Consider the following 19,601-nt stretch of genomic DNA (forward strand, 5'->3'; position numbering starts at 1 on the left):
TATCAAGTGTTTTATATACTTGTTATTTTATCGAGACAATCAAAATAGTCGCCTATTTCACACAAATGCATCGCCTAAAGTTTTTAATTTGCTGAAGTAAAGTGGAAAAAACACCATTCCGTTTATTTGAAACGGCAACAGTTTATCTTATTACCGGCAAAATAATCGCCCCCAACGATTATTTCCATATTATTTAAGTTTTATAAATTATTTGGGTTCTTTTTTATTAATATTAAATAAACAGAAAAATATAATCGTTATTTTTATCATTTAAAATTTTGTAATTCCATGGAAAAAATTAAATTGTGAATTTCATTGTTTTTTTTTGTAATAGAAAGTATACTAAATTCAGCGGAAAAATTGGATTTTTTTTCGCTGAATTGTGACATGGGTAACATAAAAATACTTAGTAAGGGAGGTATGTAGATGAAGAAAATTGTAAGTGGGTTAATTGCGCTCATCGCAGTGGTTTTATTTGTTGGGCCTAGTGCTCATGCGGATGGTGCCATTACTGCTGATGAACAAAGAATTTTGTCAGAGCTGGATAAAGGCGTAACTGTAGGCGGAAAGACGTTTAACATTGGTGCATCAGAACGCGCACAGGCAGAAAATTTCTTGAAACAAAATGATGTTTCTGCTGATAAAGTGAACGGAGTTGTTGCACAAATCCAAAGCGCTCGTTCTTTAGTTGAATCTTCAGGTGTTGATGTTTCAAATATCAACTCTATTGAAGCTTTGATCAAAGCCTTGCCATTGAACACCAAGAACCAATTAAAGGATATTATCACCAAAGCGGCGAATATCCTAGGGCTGACAATCACCTTCTACCCAGGAGGCTATTCTATCACTCAGCCAGGTTCAGGGTCTGCCGGTTCTACTAGCAGCACGACTAAACCAGCCAGCAGTACAGTCTACACATCTGGTGGCGCAGTGAAACAAACTGGTGCTACACATTTGTCTAGTGCAATTTCTTTCGCAAGCTTATTACTTGTTGCAGCAGGTGCATTTGTAGTAGGACGTAAGAAACTTGCGTAGAGCTTCTAGGCTGAAGAGGGTTGGGGCGATTTTGATCGCTCCGATCATCTTTCTGATTTTCGGCTATTCCTTAATATACGTAATTGGAAAACCTGTTATTCAATTTGTTACTTCTTCTATTCAATTGTTTTTATTAACAGATACCCCCGACTTTGAGGCGACGGAACAGACATTTGAAGCTGTAGATAATAAAGAAATCGCGACGAACGAAAAGGACGAGCTTCCATCAAGTAAGATCACTTATCCGGTGGGAGGAGAGCTTTTCGGCAAAGTTAAGATAGAAAAAGTACAATTGGATGTTCCTTTATATTTTGGAGATACCGAACAAATTTTACGTCAAGGCGCAGGCCAATTCATGGGGTCTGTATATCCCGGTGAATTAGGGACTTCGCTGATCGGCGGACATAATGTCGATGATTTCGGCAAGCTTGGCGGTGCGCAAGTAGGAGATACGATCGAAGTCCAAACGACTTACGGGAATTATACGTATCGTATTACCCAGCTTGATATCAAAAACAAAAAAGATAAAGAAATTGACGATATGATTTATCAACGAAACGACCGACGGATTATTCTCTATACCTGCTATCCATTAGATAGCTTGGGTCTAACTGATGACCGCTTATTTGCTATTGGAGAGTATGTTTCAGGTCCGATTATTAATGGAAATGAGTAGGAGGAAAGGCAACTTATGAAACAAGCATCAAAAAATGTCCCACGATGGATCTTAGCATTCATCGGGTCTTTACTCCTCTTTGCTACAGTATCGTTGATCTGTATCCGTATGACTTTGTTTAATCAAAACTTTATGATTAAGCAAGTCCATGCGACGGATTATACAGAAACGATCCGTAAAGATATGACACAAAGTATTCAAGACTTAGGTCGCGGCAGTAACATCCCGCCTGAAGTTTTAGCTGATGTTGTCTCGGAAAAAACTGTTTCCGCAAACGTTGATAATTATATTCGCAGTATTTATCAAGAAATTCCCTTTGAGCTTCAAGGGGAAGAAAAAATCAAAGACAATATTTTGAAAAACGTGAATCAATACGCGCAACAGAAAAATATCACGATCGATGAAACGACACAGCAGAATTTGGATAATTTGGCGAATACCGCTGCGAAGAATTACTCGAACTATATCGAGATTCCTTACCTATTAAGTTATGGCAAAAAGGTAATGGCTTTTCAGTCTGCTTTGACGCTGATTCTGATTATCGTTGGCGTGGCTTTCTTATTAGTGTTCGTCGGCTTGCTGCTGATGGTCAAAATGAAGCATCAAAAGGTTCGCTGGAGCAGCGTCACTTTTTTAGGTGCAGGTTTGATGTTAACTGTTTTACCAGCAATCATCTATGTTAGTGGAGTGATCAACCGGCTAGGAATCATGTCGGAAGGCTTGTATCGTTTTGTGACAGGCTATATTACAGCGTTTGATTTGAGTTTTGTCTTTGTGGGAATCGCATTGACTGTTTTAGCACTGTTAATGGTGCTGCTTAGTGAGAAGATGCGTTCAAAAAAAATACATAACGTTCGTTAGTGAAGGGAAAAAAGATGGAAGAAACAATCAGCTTAGAAGAGTTATTTCAGGTATTAAAAAAGAAAGCATTATTGATCTTAATGACCACGATTGCCGGAATCGGGCTGGCCGCGGTCGTGACCTTTTTCTTGATCACGCCTAAATACGATTCAGCCGCACAACTAATCGTGCAAAACAATCCGGCAGAAGGAGCAAATACCAATCTGCAAAATGATATCAATGGGAACGTGCTCTTGATCAATACATATAAAGACATGATTAAAGGCGATGTCGTTATCGATGCCGTTCAAAAGGAACTACAAAATGAATACCAGTATACCTACAGCAATGCTGAATTGAAAGACATGATTGAAGTCGAACAGGCGCAAAACTCGCAAATGTTCCAAATCGTTGCGACTTCACCTGAACCACGTAAAGCAGCGACGATCGCTAATGTCACAGCGACGACATTCCAAGAAAAAGCAGAAGATGTTTTAGCAGTTAATAAGGTAACGATCACTTCAAAAGGAGTCGTGCCCTCTAAGGCAGTCTTCCCGAACAATAAATTGAACCTGCTGATCGGAGCAGTTGTAGGTTTGATGCTGGGTGTCGGCTTGGCGTTCTTAACAGAGCTGCTAGATAAGACTGTCAAAGACGAGCGCTTCATTATTGAAGCGTTGGGATTACCGATTTTGGGGCAAGTATCTGAGATCAGTAAAAAGGAACTGTATGATAATCGAGGAGCGGCAGCTCCACCGCAAGAAAATAAAAAAGAATCACGAGGGACTCGTACAGCGCCCACTCGTAATCGAAAACGCGTGTAAGGGGAAATTTTTAGATGGCAAAAAAGAGACAAGCAATTACACCGGTTGATTTGATCACTGCGATCAATCCTTTTTCAACGGCAGCAGAGCAATATCGGAAGATTCGTACGAACATCGAATTTTCTTCAGCCGATAAAAAAATCAAATCACTTGTTGTGACCTCTTCAGGTCCTTCAGAAGGAAAAACAACAACAGCTTCAAACTTAGCAGTTGTTTTTGCAAATGCAGGCAGCCGGGTCGTATTAGTGGATGCAGATTTAAGAAAACCAAATATTGCATTAAGCTTCAAGGTCCCAAATGTCAATGGGCTAAGCAACTACCTAACTGAAGGCAACTCTGCGACGGGAAGCTTCTTATCAGAGCCAGAGATGGAAAACGTCTTTCTGACACAGGGAAATACACAGGTTGGCAGTCGCTTGATCGAAACAAATATCGAGAATCTGTATTTAATGCCCAGTGGACCAACACCGCCAAATCCATCTGAGCTGCTGAGCTCAAGACGGATGCAACAATTAGTAGATACCTTAAGCGAGTCCTTTGATTTAGTGATTTTTGACATGCCACCAGTCGTAACAGTGACTGACGCACAGATCATGTCTTCCTATGTTGACGGGACGATATTGGTTGTGCGGGAACGAAAAACCAATAAGCAAGCAATTTTAGAAGCAAAAAAATTATTGGACATGGTCCAAGCCAAAATTATCGGAGTCGTCTATAACGGTAAGAAACAAGGAGAAGACTCCTACTACTATTATGGGACAGAAGGAAGTAAGTGAGTACTAAATGATCGATCTACATAGTCATATCTTGCCTGGAGTCGATGATGGGGCGCAAACACTTGAGGATAGTCTTGAAATGGCAAAAAAAGCCATCAGTCAAGGCATTACCCATTTGATGTGTACCCCTCATCATAATAATGGAAAGTATAACAACCCGGCAGATAAAATTATTCGAGATGTAGCTGCCCTGCAAAGCGAGCTTGATCAACGAGGACTAGAGTTAACTTTACTTGAAGGCCAAGAGGTTCGGATGACCGAACTGCTATTAACGGCCATCAAACGAGAGGAAATCCTTTTTTCCGATTTGGATGATACGTATCTATTGGTCGAATTTCCGACCAATGATATCCCGATCTACGCGGAGCAGATGTTCTATCAGTTGCTTAGTCGAGGACAGGTCCCGGTGATCGTTCATCCAGAAAGAAACGCTGTTTTTCGAGAAGAACCTAATCGATTGATTCCTTTTCTAGAAATGGGCGTGCTAACACAGCTTACTGCCCCAAGTATCGTGGGGATATTTGGCAGTGAGATTCAAAAAACAGCAAGACGAATGCTTGAACATCAGATGCTATTTATGGTTGCTTCCGATGCTCACAATCTTCGACACCGCACCTTTTTAATGAAGGAAGCGTATGAAGAAATTGAAAAAATCGGTGGCAGAGAGATGACTGCAGCGATGCAGCAGATGGCTAAAGACTTAGTGAATGGGGATTCAGTAGTCAGACCGAGGTATCAGGCAATAAAAGAACCGCGCTTCAAATTTTTTAGCTAAATAGTTTGTTGGGGGGATTAGATGATGAAAAGCGAGAAGACCTTTGGGGATGTGAATAGTTTGAATGATAAACCATTTCCTAATCAGGGGAATCCCAAGGTGATTTGGTTAGATAAGGAAAAAATAGAAAATCAAAGAGGCTATGATTTGATCAAACGGATTATTGATCTAATTTTAGGATGCCTTGGGCTCGTGTTTATTTCTCCAGTCATGTTCTGGATTGCCTATAAAATTCGTAAAGAAGATCCAAGTGGACCGGTAATTTTCACGCAAAAACGTGTTGGCAGAAATGGAAAGCTATTCACCATGTATAAATTCCGGTCAATGTGTGCAGATGCAGAAGAACAGCTGGATAGCCTAGTAGATAAAAACGAGATCAAAGGCGCGATGTTCAAAATCAAGGAAGATCCTCGAGTGACAGAGTTTGGTAAATTCATTCGCCGGACTAGCCTAGATGAACTCCCTCAACTACTAAATGTTATTAAAGGTGATATGAGCCTCATCGGTCCACGTCCACCACTACAAAGAGAAGTCGCTGAATACACGCAGTATGACATGCAACGTCTACTGGTAAAGCCAGGCTGTTCTGGATTGTGGCAGGTTAGCGGACGGAATGATGTTCATTTTGAAGAAATGGTTGATTTTGATATTAATTATATTCAAAAACGTGGGATTCGATATGATATCGCGTTGATTCTTAAGACGATAAAAGTAATGATGAAGCCGGATGGGGCTTATTAGAAATCGGGAGAATTATGAAGAAAAAGATTTGTTTAATTGCGTCCTCTGGTGGGCATTACGAGCAGATAATAATGCTAAAAAAATTAGAGGATTATTTCGATGTATATTATGTTACTGAAAAAACTTTTTATAGCAATAAAAATGATAATGTTTATTATATTAATCAGATCAATCGCAGAGAAAAATTTTTCATTGTAAAGTTTATACGAATTTTTTTTCAATCGCTACGAATTTTTTTTATTGAGAGACCAGATATTATAATTTCTACGGGAGCGATGTCTGTAATACCAACTTTTCTAATCGGTAGATTATGTAAAAAGAAATTAATTTTTATTGAATCATTTGCTAAACTTAATTCCTCGACTATGACTGGAAGATTTGTCTATAAATTATCTGATCACATTGTTGTTCAATGGGAAAGCATGTTGACAGTTTATCCTGAGGCACAGTATTTTGGAAGTATTTACTAGAAAGGTATTTTATATGATTTTTATTACTTTGGGATCCCAAAAATTTCAATTTAATCGTTTATTGATTTATATTGACAAACTGATAGACGATGGAGTGATACAAGAAGAGGTTTTTGCGCAAAAGGGAAATAGTAATTATATCCCTAAAAATTATAATTTTGTAGAATTTCTAGAGAGAACTAAGTTTCAAGAGAAAATGGAAGAAGCCGAGTTTGTTGTAACACATGGTGGGACAGGTGCTATAGTAACAGCTTTAAATAATAATAAAAAAGTTATTGCGGTTCCTAGATTAGCAAAATTTGATGAACACGTAGACGATCATCAAATACAAATCGTTGAAGCTTTTTCAAATGCAAATTATATTATGAAAGCTTTAGATTATTTTGAATTTGAACAAAACATCAAGAAAATAAAAAAAATGAAATTCGATCGTTTTAAATCTAACAATAATTTTTTTGTGGCAGAGATAATTAGACTAATAAAAAAATAGTATGGAAAGAAGAATATAATAATTATGGTTACTCCATTAGTATCTATAGTAATTCCTGTTTATAATGTGGAACTATATTTAAAAGAGGCCTTAGATTCAATCATTAATCAATCCTATAAAAATTTAGAGATTATTATTGTCAACGATGGAAGTACGGATAACTCAAAGAAAATCATTGATGATTATGTACATTATATTCCAAATAAAATTATAAGTGTAACTAAGAAAAATCAAGGTCTTTCGAGTGCAAGAAATACTGGTTTAAAATATGTTAAAGGGAAATATATTTATTTTTTTGACAGTGATGATATTTTAAAGTCGAATTGTATTGAAACCCTAGTAAACTTTTGTGAATTAAACAAATTGGAAATATGTAGGTTTGAAGCAATATCATTCGTGAATGATGATATAGAACAAAATATTGATAAAAATAAGTATACTATCAAATCAAGCCTTGATAGATCTATTGTTCCAACAGAAATATATGTTTCTAATCCATTAAAAGTTAGAATGCCAGTTTGGCTTTATTTTTATTCTTCTAGAATTATTTTTGACAATGAGTTGATGTTTGAAAAAGGAATATTACATGAAGATGAATTATTTACCCCTCAAATACTTAGTTGCACAAATCGTATTGGATTACTATCAGAAGTTTTCTTTTATAGAAGAATCAGAAGAAATTCAATAATGAATTCTCAAAGTAATAATGATGAAAAAGGGAGAAGTCTTAGAAAAATTTCTCATATTTTAGTTTCATCATTAGAAGAAAATGGAAGAAATGAAAAAATTGATAGTTTCATTAAATTTAGAATTTTTCGATGCTTCAGTGTATCTGTATATTTGCTAGGAGATTTAAAGAAAATTGGAAAGAAAGAGCTTAATAAACTAGGGATTAAACATAGTTCATTAGTTTGTTGGATATGGCTAACCAGTCTTAGAAATAATCTCGGGAGTGTACTTAATGATAAATAGTGTGGCGATGGGAAATTTAGGAAATCAATTTTTTACGTATGCATATGCTAGAAAGATTCAACATGAACTTCAACAGGATATTAATATATATAAATTTGAGATTGAACGTTTGCATTACAAATTCGATTTAGACTGTTTTTATCTTAATGAACATGTAAATATTCAAGAGATCCCAATGAAAGATGAAAAGATAGTGAAATTATTACTTTTTTTCAATAGAATTACAAGATACTCTACTTCTTTAAATTATATATATAATAGATTTATAAGAAACGTTTTTAGTCATTTAGGAATACAATTCTGGATGAAAGAAACATATGAACATTTTAAAATAGATGGATCACATGACAATACATTGGTTGGCTATTGGCAATGTCCTCAGTATTTTGATGACATACGTGAAATTTTAATACAAGAGTTCCAGCCTATATTTCCGCCAATGGAAAAAAATTTTGAACTCTATAAGATAATTGAGAACAATGAATCGATTTGTGTTTCGGTAAGACGAGGGGATTACACAAGTAATCCAAAGATAAGAAAGAAGTATATGGTTACTGATGAAAATTTTTTTGTTGATGGGGTTAAGAAAATTAGGAGTGTCCATCCTCGAGCACCGATAATTTGTTTTTCAGATGATATTGATTGGGTTAGAAATAACATAGATTTTAATGGGGATGTTTATTATGAGGACGGAGATGATCCTATTTGGGAGAAAATGAGGATGATGACAAAGTGCAAACATTTTGTCATTTCAAATAGTACATTTAGTTGGTGGGCCCAATATCTCTCTGAGAATCCACAAAAAATAATTTACGCTCCTTTCAAATGGTATGCTGATGGTAGGAAAGCTGATATCTATCAAGAAAACTGGAATTTAATCAAAGCTAATGGAGTGAACACATGAATTCGCTATTAGGATTATTTAGTATTGTAATGATTGGTATACTTTGGATTTCTTTATTACTAAAATATAAAAATGATAAGTGTTTATCACTATTGTTGATTTCAAGCGTTGTTTATTATGAGTCGTTTACTTTGGTAAATGTTGATTTGTTCTTAAAGATACTATTTCTTATTACTACAATATCCTTGATCTTGATTAAAGGAGTGAAAAAAGGACCTTTTATCATGGTTACTTTACTTTGTATAGTGCAATTTACTATAAGTCAAGTAGCTCCTACAAATTATAATGAGTATGATTTTCTTGATGGATTAACTTCATTTTTTTCTATTTTAACCGGTTTTTGGTTGATGTGTATAAACTGGGATAAGGATGAATCATTTGATATCTTAAAAACATTATCTTACTTGGCATCTATATCGATTGTTGTCGGGGTATTATTAGGTGGGATGGGCTTAGTAGATTTTTTTGGGAGACACGGTATATCTATTGCGGGTGCATCTCTATCTACAAACTTGAGCTTTTTTGGGACTATTGGGATAATGGCAGCGACATTGGCTGAGTATCTTGCTGAAAATGAAAGTACTTGGAAATTTAGGTTACTTAAATATATTAATCTTATCATTGTTTGTAGTACTTTAACTAGAGGAGGGATTTTAAGCGCATTTATAGTATTTATTCCTGAGTTATTTCTTTTTTTGAAGTTAATTTTCAGAAAGCCTATCTATATCTTGGTAGGGTGTTCATCATTGTTACTATTATACAAACCTATTGAGGTTTTCAAAACCCTATTGTTGCAACGAATGTATAATTCGAATGGAGAATTAAATACTTCTGGTAGATCAATAGCTTGGAACTATATTTTGTCTTTAAATCAACAAAAATATACTGGTAGTGGGCTTGGTAGTTTAAAAACATTTACTTCAGATCCAAAACTTGCTGCTTTTACAGCAGCTCATAACGAATATGTTAGGACATTATTTGAAACAGGTACTATAGGATTAGTTATATTACTTATACTATTTCTATATATTTTTTTCAGTGCTTTTTATTCAAAAACTAAATATCTGAAAATTATTTCTTTTCTGATTTTTAGTTCTTTTCTATTGTATTCTTACACAGATAATACGATGGTTAACTTTAGATATTGGATGCCATTTAGTGTTTTGATTGGTACAATTCTAGAAAGTAAAATTCTAAAAGTAAAATTTCATAAGAATAAGTGAGTGTATTAAATGAGAGTAATTAGTAATGTAAGAGCTTTGTTAATGTATATTGGAGTATATATATTTATTAAAATTTTTCGAAAAAATGATTTTACAGATAATAGTAACATTTGGTTTATTAATGAAAAACTAGATGAAGCTAGAGATAATGGATATTCTTTTTATGAATATATGGAAAAATTAAACAATAATGATTGTATTGAAGTCCGCTATTTAATAATTAAAGGAACTGTTGATTCTAAGAAGATTAAAGATGAGAATGTGATTTATGTGGGAACTCTCAAACACATTTATTACTTATTAATCTCCGATGTACTTATAACCTCACAAAGTCTACCTTATTATGGCAGTCAGCAATTATTTAAGAAATTGAAATTTTTACATAAAGGAAATCAAAAAAAAATCTGGCTTCAACATGGAGTAATAAAAGATAGAATTCCCTATGCTACAATGAAATACTCTCATAATTACTATGATATGGTCAGTTGCACTAACTATTTAGAGAAAGAGTTTATTTCTAAATATTACGATTACCCTGAAAACGTGCTAAAAGTTGTTGGATTATGTAGATATGATAATCTTTTAGATGTTAATAAAAATTGCAGAAATATTCTTATTATGCCAACCTATAGAAAGTGGTTATCAAAATTATCAGTGATTGATTTTGAGAAAACAGATTTTTTTAAAAAATATCTCCTTTTATTGAATGATGCTAAGCTTCTTAAGCTATTGGAAAAAGAAAATATAAAAATAGTATTTTATCCACATTATGCTTTACAAAAATACATTGATAGTTTCAAAAAAGCTCTTGTTTGTTCGGATAATGTGATACTCGCTTCGAAAGAAAAACATGATGTTCAAGAGCTATTGAAGATGTGTCAGATATTAATAACAGATTATTCTAGCGTTGCGTTTGATTTTGCTTATCAAAAAAAACCTGTAATTTATTATCAGTTTGATGGTGAAAAGTATGCTTCAGGACATTATGGGCAAGGATACTTTTGTTATGATAAAGATGGATTTGGACCTGTAGTTCATAATACCAATGAGTTAATATCTTTTGTTATTGACTATGAAAAAAATGGAATGTCTGGAATATATCAAGAAAAAGTGGATCATTTTTTTGAATATAGAGATACAAAAAATTGTGAACGAACATATTCAAGTATTCTGAAGTTATTGGAGAAATAGTTTGATGAAAAGTAGGATACAATATGCCATTTTGAATTCTGGAATAAACAGTATTGCTTTCATTTTAAATTTAATTTTGAAGTTTGTTTCGAGAAGTTTTTTTATAAAATATTTAGGTAGTGAACTTCTGGGATTAAATGGACTTTTTACAAGTATTTTGTCGATGTTGTCTTTGGCAGAATTAGGGATATCAACATCTATTGTATATTCTTTATATGAACCGATAGTCCATAGAAGAGATGGTCAAGTTCGCGCGTTGATGACTCTCTATAAAAAAGTCTATACTTTAATTGGATTGTCGGTTGCGATTATAGGGATATTAGTCATTCCTCTACTCCCTATAATCATCAAGGAATACGATGGAAATGAGAATGTATATTATATTTATATACTATTTTTGGCCAATTCTGTTGTAAGTTACTTCTTTACCTATAACAGATCTCTATTAAATGCGGATCAAAAAATCTATATAGCTACTATGAACGATGCTGTTATTCAGGCTATATGTGTAGTGCTACAGATAATAGTAATAATTTTTTTTAGAAACTATCAGTTATATCTCATAATCTCCATGTTAGGAACAGTAATAGGAAATTTGAATTTAACTCGAATTGTAAAGAAATCATATAAACATATATTGTCTACTAAACCGGAATCTGTTGAGCCTCAAATAATTCAAAGGCTTAAAGAAAATACCATGGGTGGATTTTTGTCAAAATTATCTGGAATTGTTGTTACAGGGACAGATAATATATTAATCTCCAGTTTTATTGGTTTATCAACGGTAGGAGTTTACTCAAACTATTGGATGATAATATCTAGTATTCAAGGTTTAGTATCTCAAATCATGAATTCTATAACAAGTAGCATTGGTAATCTTGGAGCAGAAGGTGATATTGAAAAGAATAGGATATTTTATAAAAGATACAATTTTATTGGGTATGCTTTATGCTTTTTCTGTACAATATTTTTATATTCTTTAATTAATCCATTCATTTCTTTATGGATAGGAGAGAAGATGTTGTTTAGCAATGAAATCGCCTATATATTAATATTTAATTTTTCTCTTTATTTGTATCGATTACCAAATTTGATTTTTATTAACGCTTTTGGTATTTCTTGGATGGTAAGACATAAACCAATCTGGGAAATGCTTGTCAATGCTGTACTTTCAGTTTTATTTCTAGTTGTTTTCAAATTTGGGTTAATGGGAATACTATTTGCAACTACGTTAAGTTCACTTTTTGTAGTATCGTGGTGGGAACCATATGCAGTTCATAAGTATATTTTGAAAACTAGTACAAGAAGCTACATTATTTCAACAATTCAATTTTTAGTACATATTGGATTAACAATATTAATTATATCTATTGTCCAGCTTTTTTTAAAATCAAATGGTTTGCTTAATTTTATTTATCTTAGTGTTATTGTTGCTTTCATTTCAATAACTACTTTCTATGTGTTCTTCAGAGAAATAAATGAGTTTAACTACCTTAAGTATTTATGCAAGAAAATAATTATGAGGAGAAAGTAAAGTAATGAAAATTTCGGTTTTTGGTTTAGGGTATGTTGGATTAAGTAACGCACTATTATTAGCTCAGAAAGAAAAAGTGAACGCATACGATATAGTCTCAAAGAAAATAGAAATGCTAAAAAAGTCTAAGTCATTATTAGTAGACAAAGAGATTAATTATTTTCTCAATAGGAATGATATAGAAGTTGAGTTTACCCAGTCTTTTGAAAACTGTGTAAAATTTGGTGATTATTTAATCATTGCAACTCCAACCGACTACGATGAAAAGAAAAACTGCTTTAATACATCAACTGTTGAAGATGTAATCGAAAAAGCTTTAGCTATCCGACCAGATGCTACTTTTATTATCAAATCAACAGTCCCAGTCGGATACACTGAAGAGTTAAAAGAAAAATATGGAACTGAGAATATCATTTTCTCACCTGAATTTTTAAGAGAAGGTCGAGCGCTTTATGATAATTTGCATCCTTCAAGAATCATCGTTGGTGAATGCTCTGAACGCGGTCAAGAAATTGCTAATATGTTTTTAGAAAATGCGCATGATAAAGATGTTCCTGTACTATTGACTCATTCTACAGAGGCGGAAGCAATTAAGCTATTCTCAAATACATATCTCGCATTACGTGTTGCTTACTTCAATGAATTGGATACTTATGCTGAATCTAGAGGTCTAAATACTAAACAAATTATTGAAGGTGTTGGTCTTGATCATCGTATAGGAACACATTACAACAATCCATCCTTTGGATATGGTGGTTATTGCTTACCAAAAGACACAAAGCAGCTGCGTGCGAATTATGAAGATGTACCAAGTAATATTATTGGTGCAATTGTAGAGGCGAATACGACTCGTAAAGATTTCATCGCGGAACAGATTTTGGCGAAAAATCCAAAAGTTGTTGGTATTTATCGTTTAACTATGAAGGCGAACTCTGATAATTTCCGTTATTCTTCGATTCAAGGTGTAATGAAACGTTTGAAGGCTAAAGGTATTGAAGTCGTTGTATTTGAACCTACTTTAGATGAGGATGAGTTCTTCCACTCGACAGTTATCAAGGATTTTGAAGAGTTTAAAGAAATGTCTGATGTGATTGTCTCTAATCGTTTTGAACCTGAACTTCAAGAAGTTGAAGATAAAGTTTATACAAGAGACATTTTTAGAAGAGATTAATTTAAATAAATTATTTTTGACAGTCGTTTATTTTAATTTGGAAGTGAGTTGATCTTGTGTCTAATCGAAATAAACATAATAATCGCTCAAAAAAAATCCTTCTAATCTTACTCGGTATCTTCCTAACAATCATCCTAGTAATAGCTGGTTTCGCCGCCAAAATGTACTACGATGTAAAATCCACAGCAAATGATACGTTTGAAGTTGCGGATCGTAAAGGTAATGCCAATAAACGGAAGGTTAACTTGTCTGCACAAGAACCGTTTAGTATTTTGCTTTTGGGTGTCGATACAGGCGCTCTTGGGCGAACGGAACAGGGACGCTCGGATACGATGATGGTGGCGACGGTGAATCCGTCGTCGAATGAATCATTGTTAGTGAGTCTGCTGCGGGATACTTATGCGGAGATTGTTGGTCATGGTACGCAGGATAAGATTAATCATGCGTATGCGTTTGGCGGAGCAGCGATGTCGATGGATACGGTAGAAAATTTGCTGGATATTCCAATTGATCATTACATAACCATCAACATGCAAGGCATCGAGACGTTAGTTGATGCGGTCGGCGGAGTTGAGGTCAATAATTCGTTGGATTTTACCTATGATGGAAAGACGTTCTCCAAGGGGAAACAGGAACTGAACGGTGAGGAAGCATTGAAATACTCCCGCATGCGTTATGATGATCCAAACGGTGATTATGGGCGACAAGGCCGGCAGCGGCAAATCATTACTGGCATCGCAAAGAAAGTCTTAAGTACGAAAGGCTTGACTAGCTATCGCTCTATTTTGGAAACGATGGGTCAGAATGTAAAGACGGATCTGACTTTTTCGGATATGCGTACTTTGATGGGGGACTACCGAACTGCTTTTAGTCATGTTAAATCCGATCAACTGAAAGGTGAAGGATTTATGCAGGATGGTGTTTCTTATCAGCGTATTGATCCGAGCGAGTTGAAGCGTGTGCAAGATGAATTAAAAGGTACAATGAAATAAGTTGTAGCGTGGTACAAAGGCTGGCTTATTCTACGCAGTACCATCCATCAACAGTGAGAAATATTGTCTGCAAAATAACTAAATGAAATCAGTTCGTTTCTTAGAATAGAGATAATGGGTGTATTTTCCTCCATTGGCAATGACTCTTTTCAATAAACTACTTAATATCCCCCTACAATCAAACGATCGCAGGGGGATTTATTTTTTAGTCGTCATGGATCACGCCCACTCAACCAATGGTTGACGAGGGCGATGATCAGCCCCGCAAAGAGCGGAGCGAGGACATATCGAATCAGCTCGCTCAAGGTGCATCACCTCCTCTCAGAAGTGGAGATAGACGACATGAGCGGGGGTACCTACGCAAAAGGTATTCAATTGTGAAAGGACAGAAGTTGACTAAGCTATTCTAGCTTATGTGGCTGGTTACCTGGATCATCCTTGATCCGATTTTTCTTTCGCCGAAGCCAGGAAAGAAACCTTTTTCGTGTGCTTTAATCCACTTGATTAATTTTTTATTCTTAATGAAGAGTGATTACTTCTTGCTTCTGCGGTTCCTTCCAATGTCTGTTCAAGTGCCATTCTTGAGGAATTGTACAAATAGTCATAGCTTCTTATTGATCTAGTAGAAGCTGTTCGTGCTGGAGTTTTAGAGTTAATTGGAGTTTCCAGCTTTATTGAATCGGCAGTCGTAGGTTCCTTTTTCTTGGACTTCATTAAAGAGTCTGCCGTTGTCACCTCTTTATAAGTCTGTTCAGTTGTTGTTTCTTCTTTACTCGATTCTTTAGATGAATCCTCTACATCATTTTTTGGTGCAGCTTCTTTACAAAGTTGTTCAGAAGGAGCTGCTGGATCATTCTCCACATCAAAAATATCGGTTTCGTACGTGGTGACGAACTTTGCCGTGACAACAGTATCAAATAGTTTTACGCCATTTTTTTCAAAAATATCCAATTGAGTCAGTAGTTCGCAAGCTTCTTTGATCTGTTCAACAGGCAAATCGGCATTCACATTTTTATAGGTCCAGTCGTGTTCTTTGCCTAGACCGTTGGTAAAAGTTGTGACTAAATCATGGGTCATTGTTCTGCTTTCCTTTCATTCTTTTTTTCTGCGTAGGTAGTTTTTTTATCAAGGTTCGTTGGTTTCTGTAGGACGAACTTTTGCAATAAGAGAACGGACAAGTGAGATGGCTTTTTCGCCAAAGTTACGGACAGGAAATACTCTTGCAGCTAACGAGCGCCATTCGGGTGCCATGAAGTAATCTTGAAAGTAATAAAAGAAGCGCTTCATGGTGCGAGTGGCTTTAGTATTCATAAAAATCTCACGGACAAGATCCTTCAGAATGAAGGCAAACTCCTCCGCACCTAGCTGGTGTCTTACACGTAATGTCAAAATGTATTTGATCGTTAAGCTGCTATTTTGAGTTTGGTAATAGTATTCAGTAATTCGTTTTTCTAGTGTTTTTGGTGTTAAATTGAACAATTGTCGGCAAGATAGTGTTTGTTCATTCATGGATCGTGTCCTCCTTTAGTGGAGGAGAGCGGCGAAATCACCGCGGCTCCTCAATTTTCTATGCTTAAAAGATAATTGTCTCAACGGTTTCGACGTACTTTGCGCTGACGACTTGGTTGAACAGCTTCTCGTCGTCCTTCTTAAACAGGCTTAACATTGTCAGACGTTCCAAGAATCCTCGAATTTCCTCAGGCGCTTTTCCTTCGCCAGGAGTTGGAAAGCTCCACGTTTGCGAACGTCCTGTGCTGGTTTTAAAAATTGCTACTAATTTTTTCATATCTATTTTCCTCCGTTTCTTAATTCTTCGTTACGCGTGATTGACTGGTGATAATCACGCCATCCAACAATGTATCTTCCTGATCCAGGTTCTTCATAATTTCTCCCAGCTCAAGAATTTCTGCTTCAGCGGGATTGTCTACGACATTTGGGAATGTCACTTTCTTTAATTTCTCTACACCAGGTACAGCGAGCTGCACTTGTAATTTTGTACTTAGTTTTTGGATCATTTTTCGTGTCCTCCGTGTGTTTTGAATTTTTTGTACCGGCCGGTGACTACAAGATAATGGATTTGCAAATAAAATGCGAACCGCAATTTCGATGGCGCCCCCCCAATTTCGAATGTTTTGGACAGAGAAACGTTGATTCACCGTTAAAAACATTCGAAGTTGAGGGGGTCAAAACGAAATTGATGTTTGACATGGGTGGCTCAAAAGGAGTACACTAAAGAATTTTTCCTCGTATCGTTGGTTTCAAGAGAAAAAAGACTGGATGAAGAACTCATCCAGTCAGTAAGGGGATTAGTGCCAATTCTCCCAATCAATCTCTTGGGGCGCATCCGCTAATTCTTGATAATAATGGAGAAAGCGGGCACGTTGATAGCGGCGGTGGACCTCATATTTTCGGGTGACGAAGGTTTTGAGGAGCGGACGTTTTTTCAGACTGCGGCCAAACGAAGTATCCGGCAGGTCCAAGTAATCCATGGGCTGATCGCCATACATTGAAAAGTGGAAGTGGTCTTGCCGAATCGCTGCCAAGATCCCACAGGCGATCTCTGATCGGACCAATGCATAATACCGCTGGATCGGAATTGCCAACTTTATCCCATTGAGCAGTTCAACATAATGCAGTCCACCATAGGCATGGACATTCTCGATCTTTAGTGGATTGATCCACACACTGTTACTGCCGCCTTCCATCGGACACAGGGAAAAATAAGGGCACGCCCAGGGAAACTTATATTTGCCGAAATGACCGATATCTTGCAGGGCGGAAGAAAGAATCTTATGATCAGGAAAGCAGTGAGCGAAGGAAAATGCCTGCAGTGTCGTTAGCGGACTCTGCTCACTGATGAGGATGTCGTCTTCTGTAATGATCAATACTCCGGATCGATCCGGCATTGGAAGGATACAATCGATCTCCTCCACATCCAATGGATCAAAGGGTTCAGAAGCCCTACGGTACTCCTCCCATATCTGTCCTCTTGACCGGAAATCCAGTATTTCTCTATAGTAACTCTTCGTCATTGTAACTCCTCCTTGTAAAATAAAGCGCTTTAATTTTATTGTTCCACTAAGAATATACGATAAAACAAGGAATCAGGTGTGTTGAATTTCTTTATTTTCAGAATAGAAAATCGAAAAAATGTAAAAAAGGTGTTATATATTAAGAAAATAAGAAAGGTTGTATTTTCATCTTTTTGTAAGGAATAAACACTGTTAAATGAATAAAAATAGGCATCTTCTTAATGAATGTAAGAAGATACCTCTTATTTTTGTTTATATAGATGGTTGATTAAGTTGTTAATTTTGGATAACTTATTACATAGTTTGTCTAAAACTAAGAACAATTTTATTTCATGCTACGAATAATTTAGCAAAAAAATGAATTGATTTGAATTAATTATAAAATACAGAGAAAGAATAATCAATATCTTTTATTAAAATCACGAAAAAAGAATAATTGTAATGTTTTTAGCGGAAATGTTTTTGTGAAAATCAATTAGAAGTAAGGTCGAATGAAATTAATTCTTGATTATTTACCGTCAAATAAGCCGTCAGGAGGAGAAGAAGGATGCGCAGAGGAGAAAATATCTATAAAAGAAAAGATGGTCGTTGGGAAGGACGCTATAAAAAAGGCTATAAACCCAATCGCCAAATTAAATATGGCTACATTTATGGACGAACATTCAATGATGTACGAACAAAGCTCTATTCCATGAAAGCCTACTATCTTACCCAACAAGAACTGTATGGGGATGCGTGCATTCCTTTAGAAGAATGGGGAAAGACGTGGTTAAAAGACATCCAGCAGGAAGTAAAACCCGCCACCTACAGTTCTTATGAATATAAGTTAAAGCAATATGTGTTCCCTTATATTGGAGAAACCTATCTGAACGAAATAACCGAAGAAACAGGGAAGTACTTGATCCAGCTCTGGCGAACGAAAGGGTTGGAAGTCTCTACCATGCAGGTCATTTTAAGAATCACCGTTCAATGTTTAACAGCCGCCAAACAAAGAGGCTACTTAAAAGAGCATCCCTTTCTCTCTTTAAAACTGCCAAGGAAACCCAAAAAGCCTATTCGCTCCTTGAATAAACAGGAACAACGAAAGTTGGAGAAAGTTGCCTTAGCTGAAAAGAATCAGACTGGCTTACCTACCTATTTATCCCTGCATACTGGATTGCGAATCGGTGAGATTGCCGCTCTGCGATGGAAGGATATTGATTTCGAGCGGAATATGATTACAGTGAATCAAACCTATCAACGGATAACTTTAGGAATAGACGAACAAAAAACGCAGCTACTCATTGGCTCAACCAAAACAGAATCCGGCACACGATCCGTTCCAATGGGGCAATCGCTAAAAAAGAACCTACTCAAGCATCGGCGAAATTCAAAAGGAAACTACGTGTTTTCTACGAAGGGGCATCCAATGGAACCAAGACTATTAACCTATCACTTTCATCGGATTCGAAAAAAGTGCGGGTTGGAAGAGATTCATTTCCACCAACTACGTCATACATTTGCGACTCGTTGTCTAGAAGCACAAAGCGATATTCTATCTGTCAGTGCACTCTTAGGGCACAACTCCACCAAGTTGACCTTAGATACCTATGCAGATTCTATGACTGAACAACGAGTAGAAGTGATTTACCGCATGGAAGCCGCCATGTGCTAACAATATCAAATGGTAGATAGCGTTTTCAAAAAATGATTTTCCTCATTTACTGCCCTCTTCTTTTTGCCCAAATTAAGTAAGCGCTTACTTATCGAAGGATTTATCTATCAATTTTTTTCTTTAACTTTTCGTTAAAAAAAAGAGTATTCGCGAGTTCACAGACAACCATCCGCCGTCACCTTCCGTCAACACCCTTCTATAAACGTTGATATATCAGTGCTTATAAGCATAATCCTAGTTTTAGACAAACATAGAAAAAAATAATCAAAACATAGTGAAAAAGGCCCATCTTATTTTAGTA

At 35.7% G+C, this 19,601-nt stretch carries 23 protein-coding genes; 17 read left to right on the forward strand and 6 right to left on the reverse strand.

Annotation, left to right across the window (positions count from 1 at the left end):
• Window positions 1–426 precede the first annotated feature (426 nt).
• The 16 genes from IGI67_RS15185 to IGI67_RS15260 are packed head-to-tail and all read left to right on the forward strand — an operon-like array spanning window position 427 to window position 14,614.
• On the forward strand, window positions 427–1,035 hold the full coding sequence (locus tag IGI67_RS15185; RefSeq protein WP_429958251.1) for a hypothetical protein: 609 nt from the start codon (window positions 427–429) through the stop codon (window positions 1,033–1,035).
• Complete coding sequence (locus tag IGI67_RS15190; RefSeq protein ID WP_429958252.1) at window positions 1,028–1,711, forward strand: class D sortase; 684 nt, start codon at window positions 1,028–1,030, stop codon at window positions 1,709–1,711. Before IGI67_RS15185 ends, IGI67_RS15190 begins: the two co-directional genes overlap by 8 nt.
• A gap of 15 nt (window positions 1,712–1,726) precedes the next feature.
• Window positions 1,727–2,572 carry a hypothetical protein gene (locus tag IGI67_RS15195; protein WP_429958253.1) on the forward strand — a complete coding sequence of 282 codons (846 nt, stop codon included), beginning with the start codon at window positions 1,727–1,729 and terminating at the stop codon, window positions 2,570–2,572.
• A gap of 14 nt (window positions 2,573–2,586) precedes the next feature.
• On the forward strand, window positions 2,587–3,375 hold the full coding sequence (locus IGI67_RS15200) for a YveK family protein (RefSeq protein ID WP_429958254.1): 789 nt from the start codon (window positions 2,587–2,589) through the stop codon (window positions 3,373–3,375).
• 14 nt (window positions 3,376–3,389) lie between these two features.
• Complete coding sequence (locus IGI67_RS15205; protein WP_429958255.1) at window positions 3,390–4,151, forward strand: CpsD/CapB family tyrosine-protein kinase; 762 nt, start codon at window positions 3,390–3,392, stop codon at window positions 4,149–4,151.
• Between the two features lie 7 nt (window positions 4,152–4,158).
• A complete protein-coding gene (locus IGI67_RS15210) occupies window positions 4,159–4,926 on the forward strand; it encodes a tyrosine-protein phosphatase (protein WP_429958256.1) in 768 nt (255 codons plus the stop codon).
• Window positions 4,927–4,950: 24 nt separating this feature from the next.
• Window positions 4,951–5,667 carry a sugar transferase gene (locus tag IGI67_RS15215; RefSeq protein WP_429958653.1) on the forward strand — a complete coding sequence of 239 codons (717 nt, stop codon included), beginning with the start codon at window positions 4,951–4,953 and terminating at the stop codon, window positions 5,665–5,667.
• Window positions 5,668–5,681: 14 nt separating this feature from the next.
• Window positions 5,682–6,137, forward strand: coding sequence for a PssD/Cps14F family polysaccharide biosynthesis glycosyltransferase (pssD, locus tag IGI67_RS15220; protein ID WP_429958257.1), 456 nt, complete (start codon window positions 5,682–5,684; stop codon window positions 6,135–6,137).
• Window positions 6,121–6,627 carry a PssE/Cps14G family polysaccharide biosynthesis glycosyltransferase gene (pssE, locus tag IGI67_RS15225; protein ID WP_429958258.1) on the forward strand — a complete coding sequence of 169 codons (507 nt, stop codon included), beginning with the start codon at window positions 6,121–6,123 and terminating at the stop codon, window positions 6,625–6,627. Before pssD ends, pssE begins: the two co-directional genes overlap by 17 nt.
• 24 nt (window positions 6,628–6,651) lie before the next feature.
• Window positions 6,652–7,599, forward strand: coding sequence for a glycosyltransferase (locus tag IGI67_RS15230; RefSeq protein ID WP_429958259.1), 948 nt, complete (start codon window positions 6,652–6,654; stop codon window positions 7,597–7,599).
• Entirely contained in the window at window positions 7,589–8,503 is a 915-nt protein-coding gene (locus IGI67_RS15235; RefSeq protein WP_429958260.1) for an alpha-1,2-fucosyltransferase, read from the forward strand. Before IGI67_RS15230 ends, IGI67_RS15235 begins: the two co-directional genes overlap by 11 nt.
• Window positions 8,500–9,726: an O-antigen ligase family protein gene (locus IGI67_RS15240; protein ID WP_429958261.1), complete on the forward strand. Its 1,227-nt coding sequence runs from the start codon at window positions 8,500–8,502 to the stop codon at window positions 9,724–9,726. Before IGI67_RS15235 ends, IGI67_RS15240 begins: the two co-directional genes overlap by 4 nt.
• 9 nt (window positions 9,727–9,735) lie before the next feature.
• Window positions 9,736–10,917, forward strand: a complete 1,182-nt coding sequence (locus tag IGI67_RS15245; protein ID WP_429958262.1) for a CDP-glycerol glycerophosphotransferase family protein — start codon at window positions 9,736–9,738, stop codon at window positions 10,915–10,917.
• Window positions 10,918–10,921: 4 nt separating this feature from the next.
• Window positions 10,922–12,451: a lipopolysaccharide biosynthesis protein gene (locus tag IGI67_RS15250; RefSeq protein WP_429958263.1), complete on the forward strand. Its 1,530-nt coding sequence runs from the start codon at window positions 10,922–10,924 to the stop codon at window positions 12,449–12,451.
• A gap of 4 nt (window positions 12,452–12,455) precedes the next feature.
• The gene (locus IGI67_RS15255) at window positions 12,456–13,622 is read left to right on the forward strand and encodes a nucleotide sugar dehydrogenase (protein ID WP_429958264.1); all 1,167 of its coding nucleotides are present in this window, start codon (window positions 12,456–12,458) and stop codon (window positions 13,620–13,622) included.
• Window positions 13,623–13,678: 56 nt separating this feature from the next.
• Window positions 13,679–14,614 carry an LCP family protein gene (locus IGI67_RS15260; protein ID WP_429958265.1) on the forward strand — a complete coding sequence of 312 codons (936 nt, stop codon included), beginning with the start codon at window positions 13,679–13,681 and terminating at the stop codon, window positions 14,612–14,614.
• A gap of 212 nt (window positions 14,615–14,826) precedes the next feature.
• On the opposite strand, the gene IGI67_RS15265 is transcribed toward IGI67_RS15260, so the two are convergent.
• The 6 genes from IGI67_RS15265 to IGI67_RS15290 all read right to left on the reverse strand — a co-directional run bounded on the left by IGI67_RS15265 (window position 14,827) and on the right by IGI67_RS15290 (window position 17,646).
• A complete protein-coding gene (locus tag IGI67_RS15265) occupies window positions 14,827–14,919 on the reverse strand; it encodes a type I toxin-antitoxin system Fst family toxin (RefSeq protein WP_429958266.1) in 93 nt (30 codons plus the stop codon).
• A 199-nt stretch (window positions 14,920–15,118) separates the two neighbouring features.
• On the reverse strand, window positions 15,119–15,691 hold the full coding sequence (locus tag IGI67_RS15270; protein ID WP_429958267.1) for a DUF2922 family protein: 573 nt from the start codon (window positions 15,689–15,691) through the stop codon (window positions 15,119–15,121).
• A gap of 48 nt (window positions 15,692–15,739) precedes the next feature.
• Entirely contained in the window at window positions 15,740–16,123 is a 384-nt protein-coding gene (locus tag IGI67_RS15275; protein ID WP_429958268.1) for a hypothetical protein, read from the reverse strand.
• A gap of 64 nt (window positions 16,124–16,187) precedes the next feature.
• Entirely contained in the window at window positions 16,188–16,400 is a 213-nt protein-coding gene (locus tag IGI67_RS15280; RefSeq protein ID WP_429957477.1) for a DUF2922 family protein, read from the reverse strand.
• Between the two features lie 19 nt (window positions 16,401–16,419).
• Window positions 16,420–16,629 (reverse strand): hypothetical protein, encoded by a 210-nt coding sequence (locus tag IGI67_RS15285; protein WP_429958269.1) that lies wholly within the window; start codon window positions 16,627–16,629, stop codon window positions 16,420–16,422.
• 291 nt (window positions 16,630–16,920) lie between these two features.
• Window positions 16,921–17,646 (reverse strand): hypothetical protein, encoded by a 726-nt coding sequence (locus IGI67_RS15290; RefSeq protein ID WP_429958270.1) that lies wholly within the window; start codon window positions 17,644–17,646, stop codon window positions 16,921–16,923.
• A 547-nt stretch (window positions 17,647–18,193) separates the two neighbouring features.
• Between IGI67_RS15290 and IGI67_RS15295 the strand changes: the two genes are divergently transcribed.
• Entirely contained in the window at window positions 18,194–19,300 is a 1,107-nt protein-coding gene (locus tag IGI67_RS15295; protein ID WP_429958271.1) for a tyrosine-type recombinase/integrase, read from the forward strand.
• The last annotated feature ends 301 nt before the right edge of the window (window positions 19,301–19,601 follow it).

It is taken from the genome of Enterococcus sp. AZ196 (assembly GCF_050498845.1).
GTDB lineage: Bacteria > Bacillota > Bacilli > Lactobacillales > Enterococcaceae > Enterococcus_A > Enterococcus_A murrayae.